Genomic DNA, 24,258 nt, shown 5'->3' with positions numbered 1-24,258 from the left:
GATGCTAGCATCGGATTTTTTTATGTCTAGGCAAGCGCCGCTTAGAAGAAAATATAATCTAAACGTACTGCCAATGTTCTGCCTGGTAAGAATTCAATGTATTTTTGTGCAGTTGCACTGTCACTTCTGCTTCTATCATTCTGATATTTAACTGTTTCTTTATCAAACACATTGTTCAGGTGCAAGCTAAGTTTAACGTTATCGTTTACTTCATATCGAGCCGATAAGTTGAACACTTGATACGCCGGCACATTGTCACCATCTTTGGTATTAAAGTGAGTTTTGTACTTACCGTAAGCACTGACATCTGCGCGAATAAACGCTGGACGGCCTCTAAACTCAAACTCTTGGTCAAGCGCAATGTAGGCGTTGTACTTAGGAACTAGCGCCATTTCATCGCCTTTACTTCCGCCAATGGATGCATTGTCTTCTGTTAACTCTGACTTGGTATAAGAAGCGTTAACAATGAGTGATAAGTCATCGGTTAGATTTGCGGTAGACTCAAATTCAAGGCCACGAGAGCGAGCTGCACCTGCGTTGGCTGTATAACTAAAGCCACAAGTGTCCATATAGATGTCAGTTTTGATGTCTGTCCAATCGATATTATAGATTGCAGAGCTAAAGCTGAAGCGGCCATCAAATAGTGACGCCTTAACACCTAACTCATAGTTATCGATTGCATCTGATGTATAACGGTCTTTTCTGTTTCCTGCTTTAGGGTCGTTAACACAGGCTTGTGCCAATGGTCCATTGTTACCGCCTGGGCGATAGCCCTCAGAATACAGAGCATATACAGAGTAATGCTTTTCAGGTCGCCATGAGGCACTTAGCTTATAGCGATTGCCATCTTCTTTACCTGAGGTAAGCGTCACGCTTTCTGACCATACACCTTCGGTCTCGGTATGACTGTAGTCCTCAAGGTTAAAACGACGCACACCCGCGTTGAGTTCAAACTCACCCAACTCTTGAGTTTGGAATGTGTAACTTACATCTGCAAACAAGGCTTGCTCTTCGTCCCAAGCGCTGTAGCGTCTTAAGTTCCAAATTTTTGCAGGGTCACCAAACTTATCTATACCCATTTGACGGGCATCAACTCCCCACCAATACGCTGCGGCCGCTGAAACTTTATCGCCAAGCTCTAGGTATTGCCATTGATAATCTGGCGTATTTGGCTCTTCGGTCTTATCGTAGAAGAAGCCCACAGCCCAACTTAATGGGCTATTCGCATCAAGGTTTTGTAACCTGAGTTCATGGGTGGTGCGCTCTTCTTCATCATGGGTGATAATCCATGTTTTAAACATGTCTGCCGCGTCTAGACGTGACCAATCATCTAGATAGTGGGTTTCATATTCGCGATAAGAGCCGGTGTAGGATAGCGATGCAATATCGGCGATGTTGTCGATATTAACGGCAACCGAGAACAAATCAAACTGCTCTTCTTCCCAGTAATCGAAAGTGTTGTATACAGAGTATTTATCTATAGCTCCGGTGACAAATTCACTACCTTGTACGCAACGAACGCGGCCCCAATTTGGGTTACATTCGTTCCAACTATGAGAGACGTCATAACCATACTTTGCGGTTGGATTATCTTTGTAATCCAAACTGAAATAGCCACCTGGTTTCGAGGTATCACCTAAAGTGGTACCTTGAGGGTTACGCTCATCTCTTACGTAAGCAAAGTTGATGGTAGTGCCATCTTGGGGTTGCCACAATAGCTGGGTACGTAAGAAACTGGTTTTTTTCTCACGTTGTACACCCGTTGCTTTGTTTACCATAGGGCCCATATCATTGGTAATATTACCGTTAACGCGCATCGCCAAGGTATTTGAAATCAATGGAATATTAACACCTAAAGACATGCTGCTATCATAGCCATCAACGTCTTTTTCAGCCGCACCTTGCATTGTGCCAAATAGCTCGAACTCATCCAGACGAGGCTTGTTGGTGATCACGCGTACGGTGCCACCAATGGCATTAGACCCATAAAGTGTGCCCTGCGGACCTCGCAAGATTTCAACACGTTCGATATCAGCCAGATTGGTAAATTCATAAGGGATATCATCGGTAAAAATGGCCGTTGTATCTGGTGTAGTATCATTACCTCCACTTAGACCACGCAGTATTAGCTCGCCTCGCGGTGCCGCAGCGCCTGCAAGTGTGCGGTAAATATCACTGGCATCTAGGTAGTTTCGGTTGCTCATTTCAGCGGCAGAGATAGCTGAAACACTCATTGGGATTTCAAGGATAGTCTCAACTTTTTTACGAGACGTTACCGTAATAACTTCAAGTGATTGTTGATCTTCATTGGCACCAACATCAGCGGTAGCAATGGTGGACATCATGGACAGAGAGCTAAAAATCGCAGTGCTGATCAAGCTCCTTTTAAGTAACTTATTATTATTCATACATTTTCCTTGTGAACAATATGGTGATTATTGCAAGGAACAGATTACGGTAGTTTCATTAAACAGACAATAATCTTTTGTTATATTTTTAGTTACAAGTAATTAGAAAATGCATACTAATTATATGGTTAGAACGATGTGCTTTAATAGTGGAAAAAGGGTGGTTGTTCAACCTATTGATAGTTAATAATATAATTTTAATTTCATAAGCTAAGGCCTCAAGCGAGTAAGAGGCCCAGTTGTTAGAGTGTTAACTTGGTTATTAACCCTTAAATTAATTAACAGTGAGTTCAACAGTTATGTTACCGCGAGTTGCATTCGAATATGGGCATACCTGATGTGCTTTTTCAACAAGCTGCTCGGCTTCTTCTTTTGGCATAGAAGGGATGGTAACGGCCAGTTTTACTGCGATACCAAAGCCACCTTCGATGGCACCAATATCCACCTGCGAGTCAATTTTTGTATCCGCTGGTAGTGACTTTTTATTTTGCCCCGCAACAAACTTGAGCGCACCAATAAAGCACGCAGCATAACCGGCTGCGAATAATTGCTCTGGGTTGGTGCCCGGGCCATCGTCACCGCCTAGACCTTTAGGTGTTGACAGTTTCACGTTAAGGCGTGAATCATCTGATTTAGCTGTACCTTCGCGGCCACCAGTGGCTGTAGCTTGTGCGCTGTAAGCGATAGATTGTAACTTATTCATAATGTGCTCCTTGTGCATTTGAAAATTAGTTTGCATGCAAAGTATATACATTAAAATCAAATTTGCAAATACTTTGTGTGCAAAATAAAATGTACCCAGAGGTAAATACAATGAATGACAGCCAACTAAAACTAGAAAACCAGCTATGCCATCGGCTTTACATGGCGGCGAATGGTATTGTAAGAAGTTATCGGCCATTACTTGAGGCCATTGATTTAACCTACCCACAATATGTGGTGATGATGGCAATGTGGGAACATGAAAAATTGACCATTGCCAGCTTGCTTGAAAAAACAGCCATCGATGGTGGGGCAATGACCTTAATTTTAAAAAAGATGGTGGCCAAGTCGCTGTTGGATATAGTCAAAGATGAGCATGATAAACGCAAAAAATGGGTGACATTGACAGCCCAAGGGCTACAACTCAAGTCTCAAGCCTTACAAATTCCACAGCAAATACGCTGCTGTTTTCCAAGTGTTAGTACGGAAGATTTGAAGCAACTAACACAGCTTTTAGACAAAATACTCGTTGATTTATAACGGTACCTCTATTGATGTGGTGAACTTCAATTTAGATCATAAAGATTTAGAGTCTTCGAAGTACTATAAGCACAAGCGAGGTTTCGAATGACCTAAGGTTTAAGGCAAAAATGCTTGATGAAAGTTAAGAACTTTTATTTGAATACAACGCATAAGTTTTACATACTGAATGTTAATAAATTGGTAAGAGGTCTGAGGTGGTGAGCAAGTTTCCGCTCTTGAAATGACCCTAACAATGGAGTGCGTTGTGTATGAAAAAGACTTATCTTGTGATAGCGGGGCTAGTTGCTGCGGTACTGCTGTGGTTTTTGTCTGGGGAGAAAACAAACTTACAAACAGAGCCTGACAGTAAGCCCAAAAATGATATGAACGTGCCCATTGTTGGGCAGTTCCCGGGCACTGTAACACAGCCAAAGACGCAGGTATCAGCGAAACCCGAGGCAACAGTACACACCTCTCGCCAGTTGAGTGAAGCCGCGCAGCATGTGGCGATACAATACGAGCAGGCGCTTAAATATCCACCTTATTCTCAACCGCTCACCGAGCATGATGAAGACAGACTCAATCCCAATCATTTCTATCCGGTGACGAGTCTGGTTGAGGGAAGTGAGCAGCCGCTGAGTGTTAAGTTATCTAAGTATCGTTACGTGTATCCAGAAGACATCCTAGTTGAGGTAACAGGGCCAAATTTAAAACAGGTAGAGCTTAGACTTGTTGATATAGATACTCAGCAGGAATATGCCTCGACAACGTTACAAAGTAGCCCCTTCGAAGGGCACTTTAAAGGGGAAAAGCAATTTCCTCGTGCTCTGCAACTTGTGGCTAACGTAAAACTTGAAAAACAGAAAGTCCCAGTAGTAGCGCAGTTTCAATATATGCAGCCTAGCGCTAAAATCGTTTCTGTGAAAGGCGTTTACCCTCAAAATGAAAATATGATCATTGAGCTCAATCTCGCGGTGAGCAACCCGGGTATTTATCGGCTAAGAGCGAATTTATTCACAAATGATGGGCAGCCTTTGGCGCATCTCGTAAGTAAAGAGAAGCTATCAAAAGGCTCACAAAGCATGATGTTAAAAGCACACTGGTCGGTACTTAGGCCAAATACAGCGAACATGTTGTTGTCGGGTTTTGTCATTGAACGCATGTCACCGAGTCCTGCTGAGCCTGCAAGTTATGGCAACAGCGAGATTAAAACCTTTGAAATTAAAGATTTTGCATTTGATAGTCTGCAACAACTACCTTACAACGCCTCTTCTGAAGAGCAACAAAGCTTAGAGTTTTTACGTCAGTTAGCCAGTGATGGAAACTTGTAGCTGACAAAAGCTTATCTAATAACTCTCATTTAACTGCCAAAAACACCTTGTTCACCTCCTTAAATTGCCATATATGGTGGTTTTTGGAGGCTTTTCAGCAAAAAATAACTTTTTTAATATCAATATATTTAATTGATTTATTTACTATTAATTTGTCAACCCACCATTTTTCGTTCATTTATGAGTCATTTTTGTAAATTTAATGTTGAATTTTGAGTTTTTGTTAAACATACTGAAATGACTCAGTGATACGAGGTCTGATGTCTGAGTTCATAAAGCAACTAATAATAAATACTCAGGAGTTTACATGAACAACAAATGCCGCAAGTTGAGCATAAAAGCCCTAGGCGCTTTTATGTTGTGTGTACTGAGCAGTTTTGCAGCGCACAGTAATGAATATAAAACTATCTTGGTCCACGGTTTTCAGCCGGATCAACTTCTCAACCCAAGAGGGACAAATGTGGTCAGCGATGGCCAGTCATATTGGACATCGTTTTGGGGCAACAAAGCAGATGAGCGAATCGATTGGCCGTCATATGAGCGCCTAGAAGGCAAAATTGCGACACACTGGTTATGGCCAAAACTAAAACAATTTTCTCAGTCAAACCTATGTGAACCGGGTTGCGTATTGCTAACGCATTCAACGGGTGACTTAGTGGCACGTTACATCATAGACAATCAGGCGAATTGGCTTGAAAATGCAGGTTTACAGCCACTGAATATTGTTGCGACTTTTGATATTGCAGGCGCAGGTGGGGGCAGTGAGTTGGCCGATACGGCGGTGAGTGCCTTAATGGGGGGTCACTTTTGGGATCCGCTGGTTGAGCAGGCGATAAAGCTATGGCTGGGTAGCACAACGGTAGAAGCGCTAGGCATTTTGCATGATTTGAAAGTTAATAATGCGCGTAAAATAGCGCCACAACCGTCGAGCCGTGCGCCACGTTTGCGGTTTGTAGCTAACTCAAGTGACTTTTTGGGTGTGACCAGTCCGTTTCTAAAAGGCAGTGATGATGGTGTGGTCGCTTCTCATTCAGCATGTGGGGCGAGTAAAGCTGCAAAATTTGGTAGCTGCTCACAACAAGTTGCGATGGACGGTCAGTTGAGCGCACAAGATGATGCGGTCAGTGGCTTTATGCCATATCACTATCCGTTGATCATGGCGGATGGATACACTCATGGCACAATTCGTGAGGCGGGGCACCATGGTAAAGTGACTATTGCACAGAACAACATTGACGTTGCTGGTAACAATGTGGGCTTTCAAACTTTTGATAAAAGTACTGGATTTTGGATCTTTAAAAAGCACTATCGCTACGTGAAAGACTCTGAAACGCTTGGCGTATCACAGCTTATTAATAACGTACTTCCTTAGCAATCCCCGACCATAGAAACGACAGGCGTTAAGCTTGTCGTTTCTATTCAATAAAGTAATCTGTGATTATGGATTGCGCTAATAAAGTGCTACCTGTCACGCACTAATAAGCTTGTAAAAGCATCTTCTATATCGCTAAACCTAAAGTGATAACCTGATTTTAGGACTCGCTTAGGTATTACAGCCTGTCCATATATGAGCAAATCGGCCATTTCACCAAACATCAGACGCAGCGCTTTTTCGGGCATTTTGAATACAGTTGGCCTATGTAAAACCTGTCCAAGTGCTTTGGTAAAGTCCAGATTGCTAACTGGTGAGGGGGCGGTAACATTAAATATACCGCTAAGCTCTTGGTGTTTTAACAAATATAAAATGATATGGACCATATCATCAATGTGGATCCAAGACATCATTTGCTCGCCGCTAGCAAGTGGTCCGCCTAACCCAAACTTGAACGCTGGCAGCATTTTCTTTAATGCACCACCGTGTTGGCTGAGCACAATGCCAGTGCGTAAAATGCATACTCTAGTTTGCTCACTTTGAGCACGTAAAGCGATGTCTTCCCACTGTTTACAAAGCTGATGGCTAAATTCTTGGTACGGATGCTGACAGGTTTCATCAATGACAATGTCATTTGGCTGTCGCCCATAAAATCCAACTGCACTGCCAGAAATTAATGTGTGTGGCGGGGTTTCTGCAGACGCTATTTTAGTAACCAGTTGCTCAGTGATATCTAATCTACTTTCATAAATGGCACGTTTTTGCTTTGCGCTCCAGCGCTTGTCGGCGATGGGCTCGCCCGCTAAATTAATGACGGCATCAAGGTTGTTAAAATCGATATGGCTTAATGTATCCACACAGGTTACATGGCTTCTAAATTGCTGTTGAGCTTTGACTATATTTCGGGTTAATACGCTGACTTGGTGTTTGTTGTACAAAAAGCGACATAGTTGGTCACCGATTAAACCTGTTGCGCCAGTTACCAATATATTCATAACGCGGTGCTCTAAACCTATTCATATATCATTAGTGTAGGTAATTTACGGAAAATATTGAATAAAGATCAAAACGTTTTATTTTCAGCTAGATTCCATTACACTTTTAAAAAAATAATAAGGAATTCAAGTGTCTTCATTGTCTGGAATAAATAAGAGCCTCGTTGTACTTGCATCATTGGTAATCGTGCTTGCAGGCATAAAGTTAGCCAGTGATATCGTTGTGCCTTTTATACTTGCGGCCTTTATTGCCATTATTTGCAATCCATTGTTGAAGTTCTTTGCTCGCTTTAATATCCCAAAAGGGATAGCAATTATTTTAGTCATCGCACTTATTCTGGCGATTGGCACCAGCATAGCGGGTTTGGTCGGGCAATCTGTAAACGATTTTTCTCAGCAGTTGCCAAACTACCGTGAGCAATTGCAAAGCAAATTTATCTGGCTAGTCGACGCGGCAGCACAACATAATATTTTGATAGATAAACAACAAATTATCGCTTTGTTTGACCCAGGTAAGATGATCGATATGGCTTCATCTATGCTGACGGGGTTAGGTGGGGTGATGGCAAATGTATTCTTGATTATTTTGACCGTGGTGTTCATGTTGTTTGAAGCACCAACCATCGCGAATAAGGTTCATTTGGCCCTAGACGATCCTGAAATGAAGCTAAAGCAAATAGACCGTTTCTTGGAGTCAATTAACTCTTATCTTGCGATAAAAACACTCGTATCGTTGGCGACAGGCTTGTGTGCGTCGCTGATGTTGTGGCTACTGAATATAGACTATTTTATTCTTTGGGGAGTCGTTGCTTTTTTTCTCAACTATATCCCCAACATTGGTTCTATTATCGCCGCGATACCAGCTGTTTTGTTGGCCCTAGTCACGCATGGGCCGCTTATAGCTGGCCTAGTAGCTGCAGGGTATGTCACGATTAATACAGTGATGGGTAATATTGTAGAGCCCAAATACATGGGGCGTGGGTTAGGGTTGTCAGCATTGGTGGTATTTTTATCATTGATTTTCTGGGGGTGGTTGTTAGGGACCGTTGGCATGCTGCTTTCAGTGCCACTGACTATGGTGGTCAAAATCGCACTAGAAAATAGCGAAGATGGTCACTGGTTATCTACATTACTAGGTAGCGCAGAGCAGTGAATACGTTAGTAGGGTATCTGTAAATCTTCAATGTGCCGACGTAGCATTCGTACGGTACATTTTTTATGTACGATTGATGCCTTGATAGAGTTGGGCAAAGTATGTAAATAACGCCACTTACAGGTGTCCTCCATATATTGCTCCTGATAAACAACAGCTCGTTTGATGATGGGCATCAATTGCGTATTACCTGTCTGCGCTTGGAGGATTTCTATGTCGTGAAGTAGTTTATTGATCCAACTTTGCTGATATCTTCGCAGCATATCAATATTGCTATCAAGGCATTGAATATAGATTTTAGAGTCAATAGGGTGGTAGCTCTCAAGCGCTGAGCAGTCGGTTAAGGAAACATCTGTTGGGTTTGCATTGGCAATCAGTGGCGATAGAAAAAAGGCCGCCGAGCTAATTTTTTTCATAATTGAATTCAATTAAAAACCTCGCACCTGAAAACTTAGAGCTTCCTATCTCCATTGTACCATGGTAAGAATTAACTAAGTCAGACACAATTGCCATCCCAACTCCGTGGCCAGCTTCATAAGTATCTAAACGGCTACCCCTTTTGAGTAACTCAGAGCGTTGGTGCTCCGGTATACCAGGGCCATCATCTTCTATTTCGAGCGCGAGGGTTTGGCTTTTATCAAAACGCACACAAATCTCTACACGTGTCTTACATGCTTTACATGCGTTGTCGATAATGTTGCCCAAAATCTCCATTAAATCTGTTTTATCACCCAAAAAGGCGATCTTTTCTGTGCACTGCGAATTAAAAGTGATGTCTTTATCATGATAGACCTTTTTCATCGCATTTAAAATTGAGTCGAGTACTGGTTTAATCAGTGTTTGCTTTTTCCAAGTGTCAGATGCACCGGTAGCAGCGCGTTTAAGCTGATGTTCTATCATGGCATTAATGCGGTCCAATTGCTCCTGAGCATCCTCATCATCAGCGAGTTTACTGGACTTTAATACTGCAAGCGGGGTTTTGAGAGCGTGCGCTAAATCACTTAAAGAAGCCCTATAACGTTCTTTTTGGCGACGTTGGGAGTCCAGAAGCAGATTTAAATCAGACTTGATGATTAATAGCTCTTTTGGATAGATACCTGTGATTTTTTCAATTTTACCAGCCTCAATCTCTTTAATTTCTTTGTCTAATCTTTGTAGTGGTCTTGCATTCCAGATAAAACCTATCGCCATCAAAGCCGCGATTATCACGCCCATAACCAGCATCCAGTTGATGAGGGTATTTCTAAATCCTGACATTAACTCAACCAGCGCTTTATTATCCCTTAGCAAAATGAATCGGGCGTGTTGAGAATAATCTGCGTTTCCTAAAATCACGGTGAGACTGAGTTGCCAGTACTTTTGGTCACCATATTCAACAAGTTTAAATTCAGCGGCGCCAGCCTCAGAGTCATCAAATATTGGCGAGATAGAAAGATTCACGGCAGACTCGGAGTACCACACTAGGCTTTGCCCTTGATAAATGAGTGCAAAGGTATCTGAATTTATTCTGTTCAACTCTGGGGCAAGAATGGTGCGTGGCATTTCAATACCATCTTCTAGAAATTCTACTTCAGAGATCAAAGAGTACAGGTGTGCTTCGAGTGTTTTTTCTGTCGCGTCGATTAAGGATGCATGATATGCACGACCAATTGAGAAAAACAGAGCGGGTAGTGCTATTACAAGCACAAAGACAAGGATAAATCCTTGTCTTATTTTTAGGGAGATTTGTGCTGGTTTTACCACTGAGTTTTGAACCTGTATCCTCTACCACGTAAAGTTTCGACCGGGTTTAAAACACCATCTGGGTCAAGTTTCTTGCGCAGTCGCAATACAAATACTTCAATCACGTTCGAGTCCAAGTCAAAGTCTTGATCGTAGATGTGCTCGGTCAACTCAGATTTAGATATCACTTTCTGAGGGTTAACCATCATATATTCAAGAACCTTGTATTCGTAAGCGGTCAACGATAGCTCTTGATCGTTTACCCATACTTGCTGTGAGCGAGTATGAATTTTAATCGGTCCAATGCAGATCTCAGGGTTTGCCTGTCCAGCACTTCTGCGTATCAGTGCGTTACAGCGTGCAATCAGTTCTTCAACGTGAAACGGCTTGGTTAAATAATCATCTGCACCTGCATCCAAGCCTTCTACTTTATCTTGCCAGCGGTCACGTGCGGTTAAAATTAAAATCGGGATTTTAATACCAGCAGCTCTGGCACGTCTGATGATTTCAATACCATCAATTTTAGGTAAGCCTAAATCGATCACAGCCATGTCTAACGGGTATTCAGTTAAATGAAATAACCCGGATTCACCATCGTGGCATAAATCGATACTATATTTTTCTTTTTCAAGAGCCGAACGCAGATTTTCAGCCAACTGTACATCATCTTCGATTACTAAAATTCGCATTTCTAATCCTTCTTGACTGTCCCATTCTTTTTATCGACGCGGATATCTACAACACGGCCATCATCTCGTAAGATTCTGACTATATAATCGTCACTTTGTTCAGTAATCTTTAATGTTCTACCCTGACATTCAGCCAGAGCAAGCTCAACGGCTTGCTTTTTACTGATTGGTTCACCCTTGGGTGTTTGACCAAGCACTTGCGTGCATGTAAGGCAGGTAAAAAGCAGGAAACAAACTGACAATCGCATTCTACTAAGCTCCACGGGGCTTGGGTTGCTTAACACTTAACGCCACTCTACGACGAGCGTAATTAACCAAAACTGAACTAAGGCAATACTTTTTTGTACGGTTTTACAACACTATGCTCATAGACGCCCGCAGCAATATATGGATCGGCGCTTGCCCAAGCTTGAGCATCTGCTAAAGAATCAAATTGTGCAATTACCAACGAGCCCGTAAAACCTGCCTGGCCTGGGTCCTCGTTATCAATCGCAGGCAATGGCCCAGCTGCAAACAATCGGTTTTGCTCTTTGAGATCAGTTAAGCGAGCAAGGTGTTCTGGCCGAGTAGCGAGACGTTTTTCCAACGAGTTTTCAACGTCGGTAGAATAAATCATATACAGCATAGGAGCGAATCAAAGGTAAATTAAATAAACACTTATATTAGTCTGCTTTGCGTTGTCTTGTAAATGGCTTAGGGAATTTGTCTGCCCCTTTATCCTTTTACACTTGAAAACCGCACGTCAAGGCTGGTAGAGTCGCTCGGATATTCCGAAAAAATAATAATAAGGTTTTCCGCATGAGTGCAAATCGTGAGCATTTTAGCTCTCGACTGGGTTTTATCTTAGCGGCCGCAGGATCAGCGGTTGGTATTGGTAACCTAGTTGGTTTTCCTGTGTCAGCGACAAAAAATGGCGGTGGCGCCTTTCTATTGGTTTATGCGTTGTTTGTTGCTTTTATTTGTTTACCCGTAATGATGGCTGAAATGGCCATGGGCCGTAAGGCACAAAAAGACCCATACGGAGCATACAAAGCACTTTCTGGTGGTGACAAGCGCTGGTCTATTGCCGGAGGGTTGTCTGTATTGACGCCATTTATGATAGCCGTGTTCTACATGGTGATCACGGTGTGGATTTTTGGATATTTGGCACAAACGGCGCTGGGCAACTTAGATGCATTAGCGAACCCCAGCCATTTTGGGCAGTTTATTAATCAAACGAGTGTGTTCTGGTACATGTTGTTAGTGGGGGTTATTGTTAACTTGATCCTCGTAGGCGGTGTGAAACAGGGGATTGAAAAAGCGGCTAAGTTTTTAATGCCAACCTTGTTTGTACTTTTGATTGGTCTGGTTGCGTATGTTCTGACTCTTGATAACGCTATGGCAGGTGTGCGCTATTACATTGTGCCTGACTTTTCTAAAATGAATGCCAGCGTGCTTAATGGGGCGTTATCACAAGCATTCTTTTCGCTATCTTTGGGTATGGGTATTTTGATGACTTACGCGTCCTATATCTCTAAAAAGGATGACATTGTTGGTGGCGCGAAAATGGTAGCGATTACAGACTCATTGGTTGCATTTATTGCAGGTCTGATGGTGTTGCCTGCAATCTTTAGTTTTAATCCGGCTACTAATACTGATGAGCTATCAGAGTCATCTGTTTCTATGATATTCGAATTCTTACCCAAGATTTTACTCGCGCTACAAACGGATATTGGTTACGTGGGTGCATCTATCGTTGCTTTTATTTTCTTTTTGTTAGTGTTTTTTGCAGCGATCACCTCTTTGGTATCAATTGTTGAAGTACCCACTTCCGCTTTAATGGAAGAAAAAGGTGTTAGCCGTAAAATGGCATTACTTATTCTGGCAGTATCGACAGGTTTGTTAACAGTATTGTGTACTATGTCGTTTGGCATGGTCGAAGGGTTGACCAAGTTTGTTAGCTATGGTGGTAGTGATAAGAGCATGTTTGACTTAGTCTATGATGTTTTCTACGACACGATATTGCCACTTAACGGCCTTATGGTTTGTTTGTTTGTGATTTATCGTTGGAAGAAGGCGAATCTATCAGCAGAACTCGCACAGGGCTGTGAAAGCTATACTGGCAGTTTGGTGGAGAAGTACGTAAATTTTTCACTGTCTACTTTCATCCCAGTGGTACTGGTGGTGATCTTTGCTAACACAGTGGCTACCAAATTTTTTGCATTTAGCTTATTTGGATTTTAAACGCTATCACCTTAGTTAAGCCGGGCTAAGTCCCGGCTTTTTTATGTCAGATTCCTATTGCCATAAAGACTGTTGTCACGCCCTAGAAGGTTACGCCAGAGTCTAAGTATTGCCCCAGTCCAAGTGTAAATATCCATAACCCCCATAAACTGTGCTCTAGCACACAAACCATCAGTGAACGGCTGTGAGCATAGGTGTATGAAAACAACAGGCCGCCCACGAATGACAAGGCAATAGCAACCCAGTTGTCGTAGACGCTATGAGCGAGTGCAAACACCGTAGCACTGAGTATGATACGCGAGCTTTTTTTCGGCAAAATGCGCTTGTAGCGGTGGAAGAAGTAACTTCTAAATATCAGCTCTTGTGGCAGTACCGACAGCAGTGGGTAGGCAACCAGCAAATACAGCCACTGCGTTGTAGAGTTAAGAGGAAAGGCAAACCAATGCTCTTGATTAAACAAGCCATACAGCATGGCTGAAAAAAGTGCACCACTGAGAAATGTGGTAAATAAACGCCGTTTTATCGTCGAGAACTGCCCTAAACTGGTGAGTCTAAAGCGTTTAAAATGGGGGTCATTTAAGAGTAAAAAGCTACATATTATCATCAAGATAATAAGGGCAGGGAACAGCCAGTTGGCCAAATGATCACGAAATATATATGCCAAAGTTGGTAAACAAAAAAAGATTAAAAACAGTTCACACCAGCGGTATTGACTTGCGTTCAAGGACATTCTCGCTTTGCTTCGTTTTACAAAAACTATAGCAGCAAAAATGTCCTCAAAAGTGACATTCTTTAGAATATATGGCAGTTTTCTGTCGCTAGGGTCAACCGTTGTCTTCAGGTAAGTATTTATAAATGCGCATCATGGTCAGCAAGATTGCCACAAAGGTGATGCCCATGAGCCCGAATACTTTAAAATTAACCCAAGTATCGAGTGAAAAGTTGTATGCCACATACAAATTAAGCGCTGAAATAAAGGCCAGTAGCATCATCCACATCAAGTTTAGTTGCTCATAGATTGATTTTGGGATCACAATGGGTGTGTTGTCGGTTTTATCACCCTGTTCTTTTTCGCTCACTGATTTAAGCAAGCCTAATAGTGCTTTTTCTACGAGGTTCTTTTTAAAAACATATCGAGAAATCAGCAGTGATAGCGCTAAAATTGCATAAATGACAGTGGCTTTCCACATTATGAATTGTTCGTCTTGGAACAAAATTGTCATCCCACCAAGCACCAGTGCTATAGCAAAAAATACCCAGTGTCGGGTCGCGATATGACCACTTTGGAAATAGTGATAAGCCAGTTGGATCACAGAAGTGACAATAAGTACGCCTGTAGCCCAATAGATATCGACAAATTTATAAACGGCAAAAAATAATATTAACGGAAGATACTCAAGCAATGTAGCCATTTAGGTTACCTTTTTATTTGTAATGCCTTGGTTTTACCAAGTTCCGAGGGGAAGTTCAAGATTGACATTTGTAGGCTAACTCCTTAGCCTCTGCGCTTTTTACAAATGTGCAGCGGTATTGTTGCATAATTAGACAGTCCAGAAAGTGAGTAGTAATGAATAAATCTGAATTGATCACCGCGATGTCTGCAAAGAGTGAGTTGAGTAAAAAGGATAGCCAAGCTGCGTTGAATAGCCTTTTAGCAATTATTCAAAAGCGCCTGTCAGAAGGGGATCAAATGCCTATTTCTGGGCTTGGTACATTTGCATTAAGTTACCATCCACAAAAAGCGGGCCGTAATCCACAAACGGGTGAAGCTATTATAATCGCAGGGGCGAATAAAGTGCAGTTTAAAGCGGCTAAGGCGCTAAAAGACGCCTTAGCCTCAGCAAGCAATTAGCGTACGGTTGCTTCTTTCATCTGTGAGACAAACGCCTGTATTTCGTCTAGCAGTTTACTAGGATCATCGATGTTTTTTTCAATGATCTTAACCACAGCCGAACCAGAAATCGCGCCTGCAGCACCACAGTCAAGTGCTGCTTTAACGTGTTCCGGGGTAGAAATACCAAAGCCCAGCAAAGTAGGCGCAGCATGATATTCGCTCAACTTAGTGATGATCGAATCGGCTGGCATTTGCGCGCTGGTTTCTGTGCCTGTTACACCCGAGCGTGAAAGCAGATAGGTATAGCCCCGCCCATAACTTGCACACTCTCTGAGCGTATCATCATTGGCATTAGGAGTTGCAATAAATATTGGTTCAATGCCAACGTTTTGCGCGGCTCTTCGAAATGGCTTTGACTCAAGCAACGGCACATCGGCCACTAAGATAGAATCGACACCAGCTTCTTTTGCTTGGCGATAAAAGGTTTCTATACCTTTGGCAAAAATGAGGTTTGAATACAACAACAACCCGATAGGGATATCGCTGTTGTATTGACGCACTTGTTTGATTATCTCAAGGCAATCCTCGGTATTGGTGTTATCTGCTAATGCACGAATATTGGCAGATTGAATTACGGGACCATCCGCGATAGGGTCTGAGAATGGGATGCCAAGCTCTAGGGCATCAGCGCCTCCATCAATAAGGCGTTTAATGATCTCAAGACTGAGCGCTTTGTTAGGATCGCCAATCGTAACGAATGGCACGAAGGCCCCTTGATTGTTTTCTGCTAGGGTACTAAACATCTGTGCGTAGCGACTCATTATAGCTCTCCTCGCTCATTTAAAACTTGATGTACATGGGCTAAATCTTTGTCGCCACGACCACTTAAATTGACCACAATGATAGTTTCTTCAGTTTGTTGCTCAGCATATTTCAGCGCGTATGCCAATGCATGGCTAGATTCAAGCGCAGGAATTATTCCCTCATGCTTTGCCAGTGACTGGAATGCATCCAGTGCTTCGGTGTCAGTGATGGCAACATACTCAGCACGACCTGATTCATGTAAGTAGGCATGTTGAGGGCCAACCGCTGGGTAATCTAACCCAGCAGAAACTGAGTGTGACTCTTCTATTTGTCCATCGCCATTTTGCATGATGTAAGTATATGCACCATGTAGGATCCCTTTGGAGCCTTTGCACAGCGCAGCGCCGTGTTCTGCTGTATCTAGCCCTTTACCCGCAGGTTCAATGCCAATCAGCTTGACTCCTTCTTCTTTGATAAAGTCGCTAAACATACCAATCGCATTTGAGCCGCCGCCCACACACGCCATTACTACGTCAGGCAAGCGACCTTCAGCTTCAAGAATTTGTTGCTTAGCCTCTTCACCAATCATTTTTTGGAACTCACGAACAACGGTTGGGAAGGGGTGAGGACCCGCTGCCGTACCTAACAGGTAGTGCGCGGTTTTGTAGTTGGCTGACCAGTCACGCATTGCTTCGTTCACGGCGTCTTTAAGTGTACCAGAGCCCGCCGTAACAGGAATCACTTCAGCACCCATTAAACGCATTCTAAAGACATTGGGTTGTTGACGCTCTACGTCTTTTGCACCCATGTACACACGACATTTCAAGCCTAGCAAGGCACAAGCAAGCGCCGTTGCCACACCGTGTTGACCAGCGCCAGTCTCTGCAATAACTTCATTTTTGCCCATGCGTTTAGTCAATAATGCCTGACCTAACACCTGATTAGTTTTGTGGGCACCACCGTGTAGCAAGTCTTCACGTTTTAGATATAGTTTAACGTTAGGGTTGCGCACCAAGTTACGTGTCAATGTTAGTGGCGTAGGGCGGCCAGCATATTCATTGAGCAATTGCTGAAATTCTCTCAAAAACTCAGGGTCCTGCTGGGCTTTGTTAAATTCTTGCTCAAGCTGCTTGAGCGCTGGGACGAGTAACTCTGGGACAAACATGCCACCAAAGTCACCAAAATAAGCTGCGTTGTTCATTTCCACCTCAATAATTCCTAATGTTTGAAAAAGCGTTTTGTAATTTTTGCTGACATTTTTTACCAGGGCTTAACTCTACCCCAGAGTTCAAATCAACTCCTTGTGCACCCAGCTGGGTCGCAGCAAGTACGTTGTCGGGGTTTATGCCACCGGCAAGCATATAGTTATTGGCCACTTGAGAGCTTAATAATTGCCAGTCAAATTGAATGCCTGTACCGCCAAAACCCTCGTTGGTTTTGGTATCATAAAGGTGTTTATCAACACCTTGTATTGGGCTTGGTAATACATCACGAACACCTTGTGCTTTCCATATCTGGCAGGTGACTGGTAATTGACTACGTAAGGTAGCAATATATGTTTCGTCTTCTTGACCGTGTAATTGTACAGCACTGAGTTTAAGAACTTGAACATATTCAACGACCTGTTCAATATCGGCATTGACGAATACGCCTACATAGTGAAGCGGTGCGCTATCAATGACGGCTTTGGCACAGTCTAAGTCCACATATCTTGGTGATTTAGGATAGAAGATAAGCCCGCCGTAAAGCGCTCCGGCTTGATAGGCAGCTTGTGCATCCTGAGAGCGCGTCAAGCCGCATACCTTGTTCTCTCCTAGGATCAACTTTCGACAGGCGGCATCTAAGTTACGTTCCGCCATAAGCGAACTGCCAACCAAAAAGCCATCACACAATGGCGCTAAGCGTTTAACGTCTTGGTGAGTATAAATACCAGATTCTGAGATAACGATCTTGTCGTCTGGAATAAGCTTGCGTAGTTGCTCTGTGGTTGCTAAGTCTGTGCTCAAATCTCGCAGGTTGCGGTTATTGATACCGATGATTTGTGCATCAAGAGCGAGCGCTCGCTGTACTTCTTGTTCATTACTCACTTCGGTGAGCACGGTCATGTTAAGACTTTGAGCAAGTTGAGACAATTGCGCATATTGGGCATCATCTAACACAGATAGCATCAACAAGATGGCATCACCGCCATGTAAACGCGCCAAATAAACTTGGTATTCGTCGATAAAAAAATCTTTGCAGATCAGTGGTTGCTCAACTCTTTGACGAACATAGCTTAGGAAGTCAAAGCTGCCTTGAAAATACTTTTCGTCAGTCAATACGCTAATGCAGCTGGCATAACGTTTATATACAGAAGTGATTTCATCAAGGTCAAAATGGTCTCGGATCAGCCCCTTAGATGGAGAAGCCTTTTTGCACTCTAAAATAAACTGTGTACCAGGGGCGGCCAGAGCGGCATAAAAGTTGCGTTGGCTAGGCTCCACCTTATGTATAAAATCTTCAAGTGGTAATGTGGCCTTTCTTTGTTCAAGTTCGACACGCTTATCGGCAACAATTTTTTCCAATACGTTAGCCATGATTACTTACCTCAACAATATCTGTGAGCTTTTGGTATGCTCTGCCCGATGCCAGCACTTCCAATACGTGTGCTGTGGCTTCTTTAAAGCTCTCTGCTTTTTGTTCCATCACCAAAAGCGCAGCCACATTCGCTGCAATCGCTGCGTTATGGGCATCTTTGCCTTGGCCTTTTAAAATATTCAAACTCGCTTTGGCGTTATACTCTGGCGTATCCCCTGCGATGTCTGCAAGCGAATAGTTTTCAAGGCCAAAGTCTTGCGCATTGAGGGTGTAGTGTGTCAGCTCGCCTTGATTAAGCTCAGTGACTTGAGTTTCACCGTGTAGTGCAATTTCGTCGGTGCCTGCGCCATGAACTATCATGGCTCTTTCTGTACCAAGCGTTTTTAGCGTTTCAGCCATAGGTGTGCAAAGCGCTGGATCGTAAACCCCAAGTAGCTGAACTTGCGGTGCTGCTGGGTTTGCCAAAGGGCCAAGAATGTTAAAAATAGTGCGCGTTTTGAGGGCTGTTCGCACTGGCATTGCGTGTTTAGTGCCTTGGTGATAGTTGGGCGCGAACAAAAAAGTAAAGCCAGTTTTGGTTAGACACTCACTGGCAACATCACCGCTCATATCTAAATTAATACCCAATGTTTTTAATAAGTCGGCCGAACCAGATTTACTAGATACGCTACGATTACCATGCTTTACCACATTGAGACCACATGCGGCGGCAACAATTGCTGCAGTGGTACTGACATTAATGGTGTTAGCGCCATCGCCGCCCGTACCACAACTATCTACACAGCGTAGTCCATTGTTATTAAAAGGTTTGGCATTGCTTCGCATCGCATTTGCTGCACCAGCTATTTCTTGGGCGCTTTCACCTTTCATCTTTAATGCGATCAGTACCGCAGTTAACTCAATCTCACTGAGTTGGCCATGCATGATACTGTCAAACAGTGCACTGCTTTGTACAAAGTCCAGTGACTGTTTTGAAATTAACTTGTTGATGCTATCCATAGTAAATCCTACCGTGTTAAGTATGCGATGCTTTGCTGTAACAAGCGGGCACCATCCGGGGTTAAAATTGACTCGGGGTGAAATTGGTACCCAAGCACTCTATCTTCACTGTGGTATATCGCCATTGGGATATCTTGATAGTTTGCGATAACCTGTAAGCAATCAGGCACATAAGTTGCCATCAGTGAGTGGTAACGCGCCACAGGAAACTGCCTGCCCAATCCCTCAAAAACTGGGTGAGGCAGGGCATCTATAATTGAGGCTTTGCCATGTACGGTTTCTCCAGCATGGCCCACTTCGCCGCCATAGCTTTGGGTTAACGCCTGTTGGCCCAAGCAAATACCCAGCATCGGAAACTTTCCCTTGCACAGTTCGATAAGCTCTAATAAACAACCTGCTTGTGCTGGATTACCAGGACCTGGAGAAAGCACCAGAATTACGGGTTGTTGTTCTTGACTCATTTTGTCAAAAATTCGTCTTGCACTGAGGTGGTTACGATACACAACAAGGTCCATACCAAGCAGTGTGAGCTCATCAACTAAGTTATAACTGAACGAATCAAAGTTATCTAAAAAGTAGACTTTTGCGTTAGTGTGCATTGGTCGCTCCCTGATATGTAGATTGTACCGCCTTGATCACAGCCTGTGCTTTGGCGCGTGTTTCATCGGCTTCAGCTTGTGGCACTGAGTCATACACAACCCCAGCGCCAGCCTGAACATAGGCAATATCATTTTTGACAAATGCAGAGCGGATCACGATACAAGAGTCCATCGCGCCGTCGCCTGTCAGGTAGCCGACAGCACCGCCATAACTACCACGGCGTTTTTGTTCTACTTCTCGAACCAATTGTGCCGCTTTCACTTTTGGTGCGCCGACTAAAGTGCCCATGTTCATACAGGCTTGATAAGCGTGTAGTGCGTCTAAGTCAGGTTTGAGCTGGCCGACGACACGTGATACCAAATGCATCACCTGTGAATAGCGGTCTACCTTTAGTAGCTCTTTTGCATGGCGAGTACCAGCTACGCTGATCCGAGCAATGTCATTACGGGCCAAATCCACAAGCATTAAATGTTCTGCACGTTCTTTTTTGTCATTACGCAGATCAAGCTCAATGCGGCTGTCGAGATCAGGGTTGATACGGCCGTCGGCAAACTTGCCTCGAGCACGTGTGCCTGCAATTGGATACACTTCTACTTGATTGCTGTCGACGCAATACTTCAGAGCTGACTCTGGTGATGCGCCAAACAACACGAAGTCCTGATCGTGCATATAAAACATATAAGGACTTGGGTTTTGTTGTTTGAGTTGTTGATAAGCTGCCAGAGGCTGCGCACACGGTAATGAGAAAGTACGAGAGGGTACTACCTGAAAAATATCGCCATCCACAATATTGTGTTTGAGCTGTGACACCTGTTCACAGAAGGTCTCATCATCAATATTTACGTGAACATCCGCTTGGCCTTCATTGGGGGCCGCAAAGTAGGGAGTCAATGCATCACAGTGCGCATTAAGCTCCTCAAGCTGTTTGCCTACCTCGAAGCAGTTAGCGTGCACGTCTGGTCCGTTAAATACGTTGCCAATTAATTCCGTAGTTTGCGCTTGATGATCGATAAGTACCAAGGTTTCCGCGAGATAAAACACATAATCAGGACAGGTGTTTTCCCCATTTGGTACATCTTGTAGCTGCTCAAAGTTGGCAACCATGTCATAAGCAAATACACCCCCTAAGAAAACAGACAGTGGCGTTTCAGAGTTACGTTTAATGCTATTTATGCAGGTACGCAATGCACTGAAGGCGTTGTCTGCTTTGAGCTTACTAAATTCGTCCAGCTCTTCGTCCAGACTTTGATATGTTAATGTCAACGTATCGTCATCTAGCATCGCTGTACAGTTGGCTACTTGTGCTTGTAAGAAGCTGAGCAACTGCTGGCCGTTATTTGATAACGCTTTAACAACGACTTGTTTGCCAATACATTCAATACGCATTGCCGCATCCGCAAGAATAATGCTTTTTACATTATCTTTTGAATCGATTTCTGCTGATTCTAACAACAGTGAGTTTTTCTTTCCCAGTGCAGCGTACAAAGACAAGGGGCTACTTATGTAGTCCCGTCTTTGCCGTATACTGGTCACTTCACCTGGTGTGGTAGTTATGTGACTAAATATCAAACCTCATTCCCCTTTAAAATAAAAAACCCCACTAACTTTTTAGGTTTAGCGGGGTCGTTCAAAAAGTTGCAACAATGCCGTCCCGCTAAGCCAGGCACCACCACCAAAAAGTTGTTTTTGCATTGTTGAACATAGTTTTCCCTGAAAATTAGATATAAAAAAACCCGCTTACATTGAGCGGGTTGATATTTTCGTTAAGACACAACGAACCACCCGCTTTTACGAGTGCCACCACCAAATGTTATTGTTTACTGTTGTTATCATGGTTTTAGATTTTTTCGTTTACTTGTCTTTAGTGGGTACAGTAAACCGTACTGGTTCATATTCTGTCAACCCCTGCTTTGGCAAAAAGAAAAAATTTCACAGAAACGACACAAACAACAGTGATATACTGTGACCTTGATGACAGCAACTATTTAGATAAAGAGTTCAATTGATAAAATACGATTTACATAGCCATACCACTTTTTCTGATGGTCGTTTGAGCGTGGCTGAACTGCTTGAGCGCGCAACAGAAAAAGGCGTTGATGTACTGGCTATCACAGACCATGACACCACTGCTGCAATCTTACCTGCACAGCAATACATAGAGCAAAACGCACTTGCACTGGAGTTGATTTCGGGGGTTGAAATTTCCACCAGATGGGAGAGCTTTGAGATCCATATTGTTGGGCTAGCGGTTGATATTCATCACCCCGAATTGGTTAAGTTGCTTGAGACGCAACAAGCGAAACGCCAAGCGAGGGCTGAGGAAATTGGCAGGCGGCTGGAAAAAAGAGGCTATGAGGGCATTTTTGACCGTGCCAAAGAACTGGCCGCAGAGGCCGAGATCACCCGAGCGCATTTTGCAGCTGCATTGGTAGAACGCGGTGTGGCAAAAAATATTCAGGGTGTATTTAAAAAGTTTTTAGCACGTAACAAAACGGGTTATGTGCCGAGCCAGTGGTGTGACATGGCAACCGCTATTGCTGCTATTAAAGCGGCTGGGGGAGTGAGTGTGTTGGCACATCCCGCACGCTACCAAATGTCGAGTAAATGGCTGCGTAAGTTGTTGAATGAGTTTAGCGCGTGTGGCGGTCAAGCGATGGAAGTGGCACAGCCTCAGCAGGCCCCTCCTGAGCGGCAGTTTTTGGGGCAACTTAGTCGCGAATATAACCTGCTCGCCAGCCAAGGTTCTGACTTTCATTACCCAATGCCTTGGTTAGATTTAGGAAAAAACCTATACTTACCAAAAGATTGCCAAGGTGTTTGGCAGTTTTGGCAAGCAAACGAGGAGTGTTAGCATGAGCCAATTTTTTCATATTCATCCCGAGAATCCACAAGCAAGGCTCATTACACAGGCTGCTGAAATCATCATGCAAGGTGGAGTGGTGGTTTATCCTACCGACTCCGGCTATGCGATAGGTTGTAATATTGGTAACAAACAAGCCAAAGAGCGTATTGAACGTATTCGTGGTATTGAAAAGCATCATAACTTTACGCTCATGTGCCGTGATTTATCTGAACTGGCGACCTATGCACGTGTTGATAATCAAATGTTTCGGCTTATAAAAAACAACACACCCGGGCCGTACACCTTTATTTTTAAAGGCACGAAAGAAGTGCCAAAGCGACTGCTAAACGACAAGAAAAAGACCATAGGTATTCGAGTCACCGATCATCCAATCACTACCGCTTTATTGGCCCAGTTGGGAGAGCCGTTGATGTCTTGTTCGTTGATTTTACCGAATGAGCAATTTACCGAATCGGACCCCGATGAGATAAGAATGCGGCTAGAAAAGCAAGTGAACCTGATTATCCACGGTGGCTTTTTGATAGAACAAGCTACCACCGTAATTGATTTGTCAGAAGACGACGTTGAGATTTTACGCGTGGGGTGTGGTGATACCTCTCCATTTGAGTAACCTTTGTGAATGATATTCCTCAACAACAAAAACTGCCACTGGCGTTTTTAAATGGCGAGGCGGTAGTTGATAAGCCTGAAGACCTCTACATTCCACCGGATGCGCTAGAGGTCATTTTAGAAACCTTTGAAGGCCCGCTGGACTTACTGCTATATCTCATCAAGCGCCACAAGTTAGATATTCTGCAACTTCCTATTTTGAGTATCACTGAACAGTATGTTGCGTATGTAGAGTTGATGAAAGATCTGCAACTTGAGCTCGCTGGCGAATATTTGGTGATGGCGGCGTTGTTGGCGCAAATTAAATCTCGTATGTTGTTGCCTGTGCATGAAGAATTGGAAGAAGAGGAAGACCCAAGAGCTGAATTAGTTAGGCGCTTGCAAGAATATGAGCAGTTTAAACAGGCTGCAGAGAATCTAGATGTGATCCCCCGAGTTGGGCGTGATATTTTTACCGCACACGCTTTGGTAGACGAATCGGCAGAACCTGAAACGTTGTTTCCTGATATTGCGCTTAAGGAGCTATTGCTTGCGTTGGGAGATGTAATGGCTAGGGCGAAAACCTTCGAACACCACCACATTAGTGCCGAAGCTTTGTCGACCCGAGAGCGAATGAGTCATATTCTACAGTACCTGTCTGAGCACAGTGGCCCATGTGAGTTAAATGCCTTTTTCACTGTGGAAGAGGGACGCAGTGGTGTAGTTGTTACCTTTATTGCAATGTTGGAATTGATCAAAGAGCAATTGATAACCTGTTTACAAGTTACACCAGATAGCCAAATTTATTTGAGTTTGCAGCTACAAGAGTAACGCAACCTCTGTCATAATAGACGTTTATGTGTTGATAAGGCTGCA

Annotated in this window: 25 protein-coding genes; 9 read left to right on the top strand and 16 right to left on the bottom strand. The window is 43.5% G+C overall.

What is annotated here, in order from left to right; genetic code table 11:
• Positions 1-41 precede the first annotated feature (41 nt).
• Complete coding sequence (locus L1070_RS09280) at positions 42-2,408, bottom strand: TonB-dependent receptor (RefSeq protein ID WP_237125351.1); 2,367 nt, start codon at positions 2,406-2,408, stop codon at positions 42-44.
• A gap of 274 nt (positions 2,409-2,682) precedes the next feature.
• Positions 2,683-3,111, bottom strand: a complete 429-nt coding sequence (locus tag L1070_RS09275) for an organic hydroperoxide resistance protein (RefSeq protein WP_237125350.1) — start codon at positions 3,109-3,111, stop codon at positions 2,683-2,685.
• Between the two features lie 110 nt (positions 3,112-3,221).
• On the opposite strand from L1070_RS09275, the gene L1070_RS09270 reads away from it, so the two are divergent.
• From L1070_RS09270 to L1070_RS09260, 3 genes are all read left to right on the top strand, one after another.
• Positions 3,222-3,650, top strand: a complete 429-nt coding sequence (locus L1070_RS09270; protein WP_070986864.1) for a MarR family transcriptional regulator — start codon at positions 3,222-3,224, stop codon at positions 3,648-3,650.
• A gap of 251 nt (positions 3,651-3,901) precedes the next feature.
• Positions 3,902-4,963, top strand: a complete 1,062-nt coding sequence (locus tag L1070_RS09265) for a hypothetical protein (RefSeq protein ID WP_237125349.1) — start codon at positions 3,902-3,904, stop codon at positions 4,961-4,963.
• Positions 4,964-5,270: 307 nt separating this feature from the next.
• Positions 5,271-6,335: a hypothetical protein gene (locus L1070_RS09260; RefSeq protein WP_237125348.1), complete on the top strand. Its 1,065-nt coding sequence runs from the start codon at positions 5,271-5,273 to the stop codon at positions 6,333-6,335.
• A gap of 89 nt (positions 6,336-6,424) precedes the next feature.
• Here the strand turns inward: L1070_RS09260 and L1070_RS09255 are convergent, their stop codons facing one another.
• Positions 6,425-7,330 (bottom strand): TIGR01777 family oxidoreductase, encoded by a 906-nt coding sequence (locus L1070_RS09255; protein WP_237125347.1) that lies wholly within the window; start codon positions 7,328-7,330, stop codon positions 6,425-6,427.
• 130 nt (positions 7,331-7,460) lie between these two features.
• Between L1070_RS09255 and L1070_RS09250 the strand changes: the two genes are divergently transcribed.
• Entirely contained in the window at positions 7,461-8,483 is a 1,023-nt protein-coding gene (locus L1070_RS09250) for an AI-2E family transporter (RefSeq protein ID WP_237125346.1), read from the top strand.
• A 5-nt stretch (positions 8,484-8,488) separates the two neighbouring features.
• On the opposite strand, the gene L1070_RS09245 is transcribed toward L1070_RS09250, so the two are convergent.
• The 5 genes from L1070_RS09245 to L1070_RS09225 all read right to left on the bottom strand — a co-directional run bounded on the left by L1070_RS09245 (position 8,489) and on the right by L1070_RS09225 (position 11,519).
• The gene (locus tag L1070_RS09245) at positions 8,489-8,899 is read right to left on the bottom strand and encodes a hypothetical protein (RefSeq protein WP_070986869.1); all 411 of its coding nucleotides are present in this window, start codon (positions 8,897-8,899) and stop codon (positions 8,489-8,491) included.
• Positions 8,886-10,226, bottom strand: coding sequence for an ATP-binding protein (locus L1070_RS09240; RefSeq protein ID WP_237125345.1), 1,341 nt, complete (start codon positions 10,224-10,226; stop codon positions 8,886-8,888). The genes L1070_RS09245 and L1070_RS09240 overlap by 14 nt, the downstream gene beginning before the upstream one ends.
• Complete coding sequence (locus tag L1070_RS09235) at positions 10,220-10,894, bottom strand: response regulator transcription factor (RefSeq protein WP_070986871.1); 675 nt, start codon at positions 10,892-10,894, stop codon at positions 10,220-10,222. Before L1070_RS09235 ends, L1070_RS09240 begins: the two co-directional genes overlap by 7 nt.
• Positions 10,895-10,896: 2 nt before the next feature.
• Complete coding sequence (locus L1070_RS09230; RefSeq protein ID WP_070986872.1) at positions 10,897-11,142, bottom strand: PepSY domain-containing protein; 246 nt, start codon at positions 11,140-11,142, stop codon at positions 10,897-10,899.
• A gap of 77 nt (positions 11,143-11,219) precedes the next feature.
• The gene (locus L1070_RS09225) at positions 11,220-11,519 is read right to left on the bottom strand and encodes a YciI family protein (RefSeq protein ID WP_070986873.1); all 300 of its coding nucleotides are present in this window, start codon (positions 11,517-11,519) and stop codon (positions 11,220-11,222) included.
• A 173-nt stretch (positions 11,520-11,692) separates the two neighbouring features.
• Between L1070_RS09225 and L1070_RS09220 the strand changes: the two genes are divergently transcribed.
• A complete protein-coding gene (locus tag L1070_RS09220; protein WP_070986874.1) occupies positions 11,693-13,117 on the top strand; it encodes a sodium-dependent transporter in 1,425 nt (474 codons plus the stop codon).
• Between the two features lie 82 nt (positions 13,118-13,199).
• Here L1070_RS09220 and L1070_RS09215 read toward each other — a convergent pair whose 3' ends face one another.
• Complete coding sequence (locus L1070_RS09215) at positions 13,200-13,841, bottom strand: type II CAAX endopeptidase family protein (RefSeq protein ID WP_237125451.1); 642 nt, start codon at positions 13,839-13,841, stop codon at positions 13,200-13,202.
• Between the two features lie 100 nt (positions 13,842-13,941).
• Positions 13,942-14,529 carry an inner membrane-spanning protein YciB gene (locus tag L1070_RS09210; protein ID WP_070986875.1) on the bottom strand — a complete coding sequence of 196 codons (588 nt, stop codon included), beginning with the start codon at positions 14,527-14,529 and terminating at the stop codon, positions 13,942-13,944.
• Between the two features lie 155 nt (positions 14,530-14,684).
• Between L1070_RS09210 and L1070_RS09205 the strand changes: the two genes are divergently transcribed.
• A complete protein-coding gene (locus L1070_RS09205; protein WP_237125344.1) occupies positions 14,685-14,969 on the top strand; it encodes an HU family DNA-binding protein in 285 nt (94 codons plus the stop codon).
• Here L1070_RS09205 and trpA read toward each other — a convergent pair.
• From trpA to L1070_RS09175, 6 genes are read right to left on the bottom strand one after another with little or no spacing between them, the layout of a single operon-like run.
• Positions 14,966-15,772, bottom strand: coding sequence for a tryptophan synthase subunit alpha (gene trpA, locus L1070_RS09200; RefSeq protein ID WP_070986877.1), 807 nt, complete (start codon positions 15,770-15,772; stop codon positions 14,966-14,968). The two genes, L1070_RS09205 and trpA, sit on opposite strands and share 4 nt — an antisense overlap.
• Positions 15,772-16,956: a tryptophan synthase subunit beta gene (trpB, locus tag L1070_RS09195; RefSeq protein ID WP_070986954.1), complete on the bottom strand. Its 1,185-nt coding sequence runs from the start codon at positions 16,954-16,956 to the stop codon at positions 15,772-15,774. Before trpB ends, trpA begins: the two co-directional genes overlap by 1 nt.
• A 7-nt stretch (positions 16,957-16,963) precedes the next feature.
• Complete coding sequence (gene trpCF, locus L1070_RS09190; RefSeq protein ID WP_237125343.1) at positions 16,964-18,331, bottom strand: bifunctional indole-3-glycerol-phosphate synthase TrpC/phosphoribosylanthranilate isomerase TrpF; 1,368 nt, start codon at positions 18,329-18,331, stop codon at positions 16,964-16,966.
• Positions 18,324-19,331 (bottom strand): anthranilate phosphoribosyltransferase, encoded by a 1,008-nt coding sequence (gene trpD, locus L1070_RS09185; protein ID WP_237125342.1) that lies wholly within the window; start codon positions 19,329-19,331, stop codon positions 18,324-18,326. Before trpD ends, trpCF begins: the two co-directional genes overlap by 8 nt.
• Before the next feature lie 8 nt (positions 19,332-19,339).
• Positions 19,340-19,930 (bottom strand): aminodeoxychorismate/anthranilate synthase component II, encoded by a 591-nt coding sequence (locus tag L1070_RS09180; protein WP_237125341.1) that lies wholly within the window; start codon positions 19,928-19,930, stop codon positions 19,340-19,342.
• A complete protein-coding gene (locus L1070_RS09175) occupies positions 19,920-21,500 on the bottom strand; it encodes an anthranilate synthase component 1 (RefSeq protein WP_237125340.1) in 1,581 nt (526 codons plus the stop codon). The genes L1070_RS09180 and L1070_RS09175 overlap by 11 nt, the downstream gene beginning before the upstream one ends.
• A gap of 433 nt (positions 21,501-21,933) precedes the next feature.
• On the opposite strand from L1070_RS09175, the gene L1070_RS09170 reads away from it, so the two are divergent.
• The 3 genes from L1070_RS09170 to L1070_RS09160 are packed head-to-tail and all read left to right on the top strand — an operon-like array spanning position 21,934 to position 24,213.
• Complete coding sequence (locus L1070_RS09170; RefSeq protein WP_070986882.1) at positions 21,934-22,782, top strand: PHP domain-containing protein; 849 nt, start codon at positions 21,934-21,936, stop codon at positions 22,780-22,782.
• A gap of 1 nt (position 22,783) precedes the next feature.
• Positions 22,784-23,404: an L-threonylcarbamoyladenylate synthase gene (locus L1070_RS09165; RefSeq protein ID WP_237125339.1), complete on the top strand. Its 621-nt coding sequence runs from the start codon at positions 22,784-22,786 to the stop codon at positions 23,402-23,404.
• A gap of 5 nt (positions 23,405-23,409) precedes the next feature.
• Positions 23,410-24,213, top strand: a complete 804-nt coding sequence (locus L1070_RS09160) for a segregation/condensation protein A (RefSeq protein ID WP_237125338.1) — start codon at positions 23,410-23,412, stop codon at positions 24,211-24,213.
• Positions 24,214-24,258 lie beyond the last annotated feature (45 nt).

Source organism: Pseudoalteromonas sp. MMG022 (assembly GCF_021654245.1).
Lineage (GTDB): Bacteria > Pseudomonadota > Gammaproteobacteria > Enterobacterales > Alteromonadaceae > Pseudoalteromonas > Pseudoalteromonas amylolytica.
Note: the sequence above shows the minus strand (reverse complement) of the source record. Positions and strands in the feature narration are given on the sequence as shown.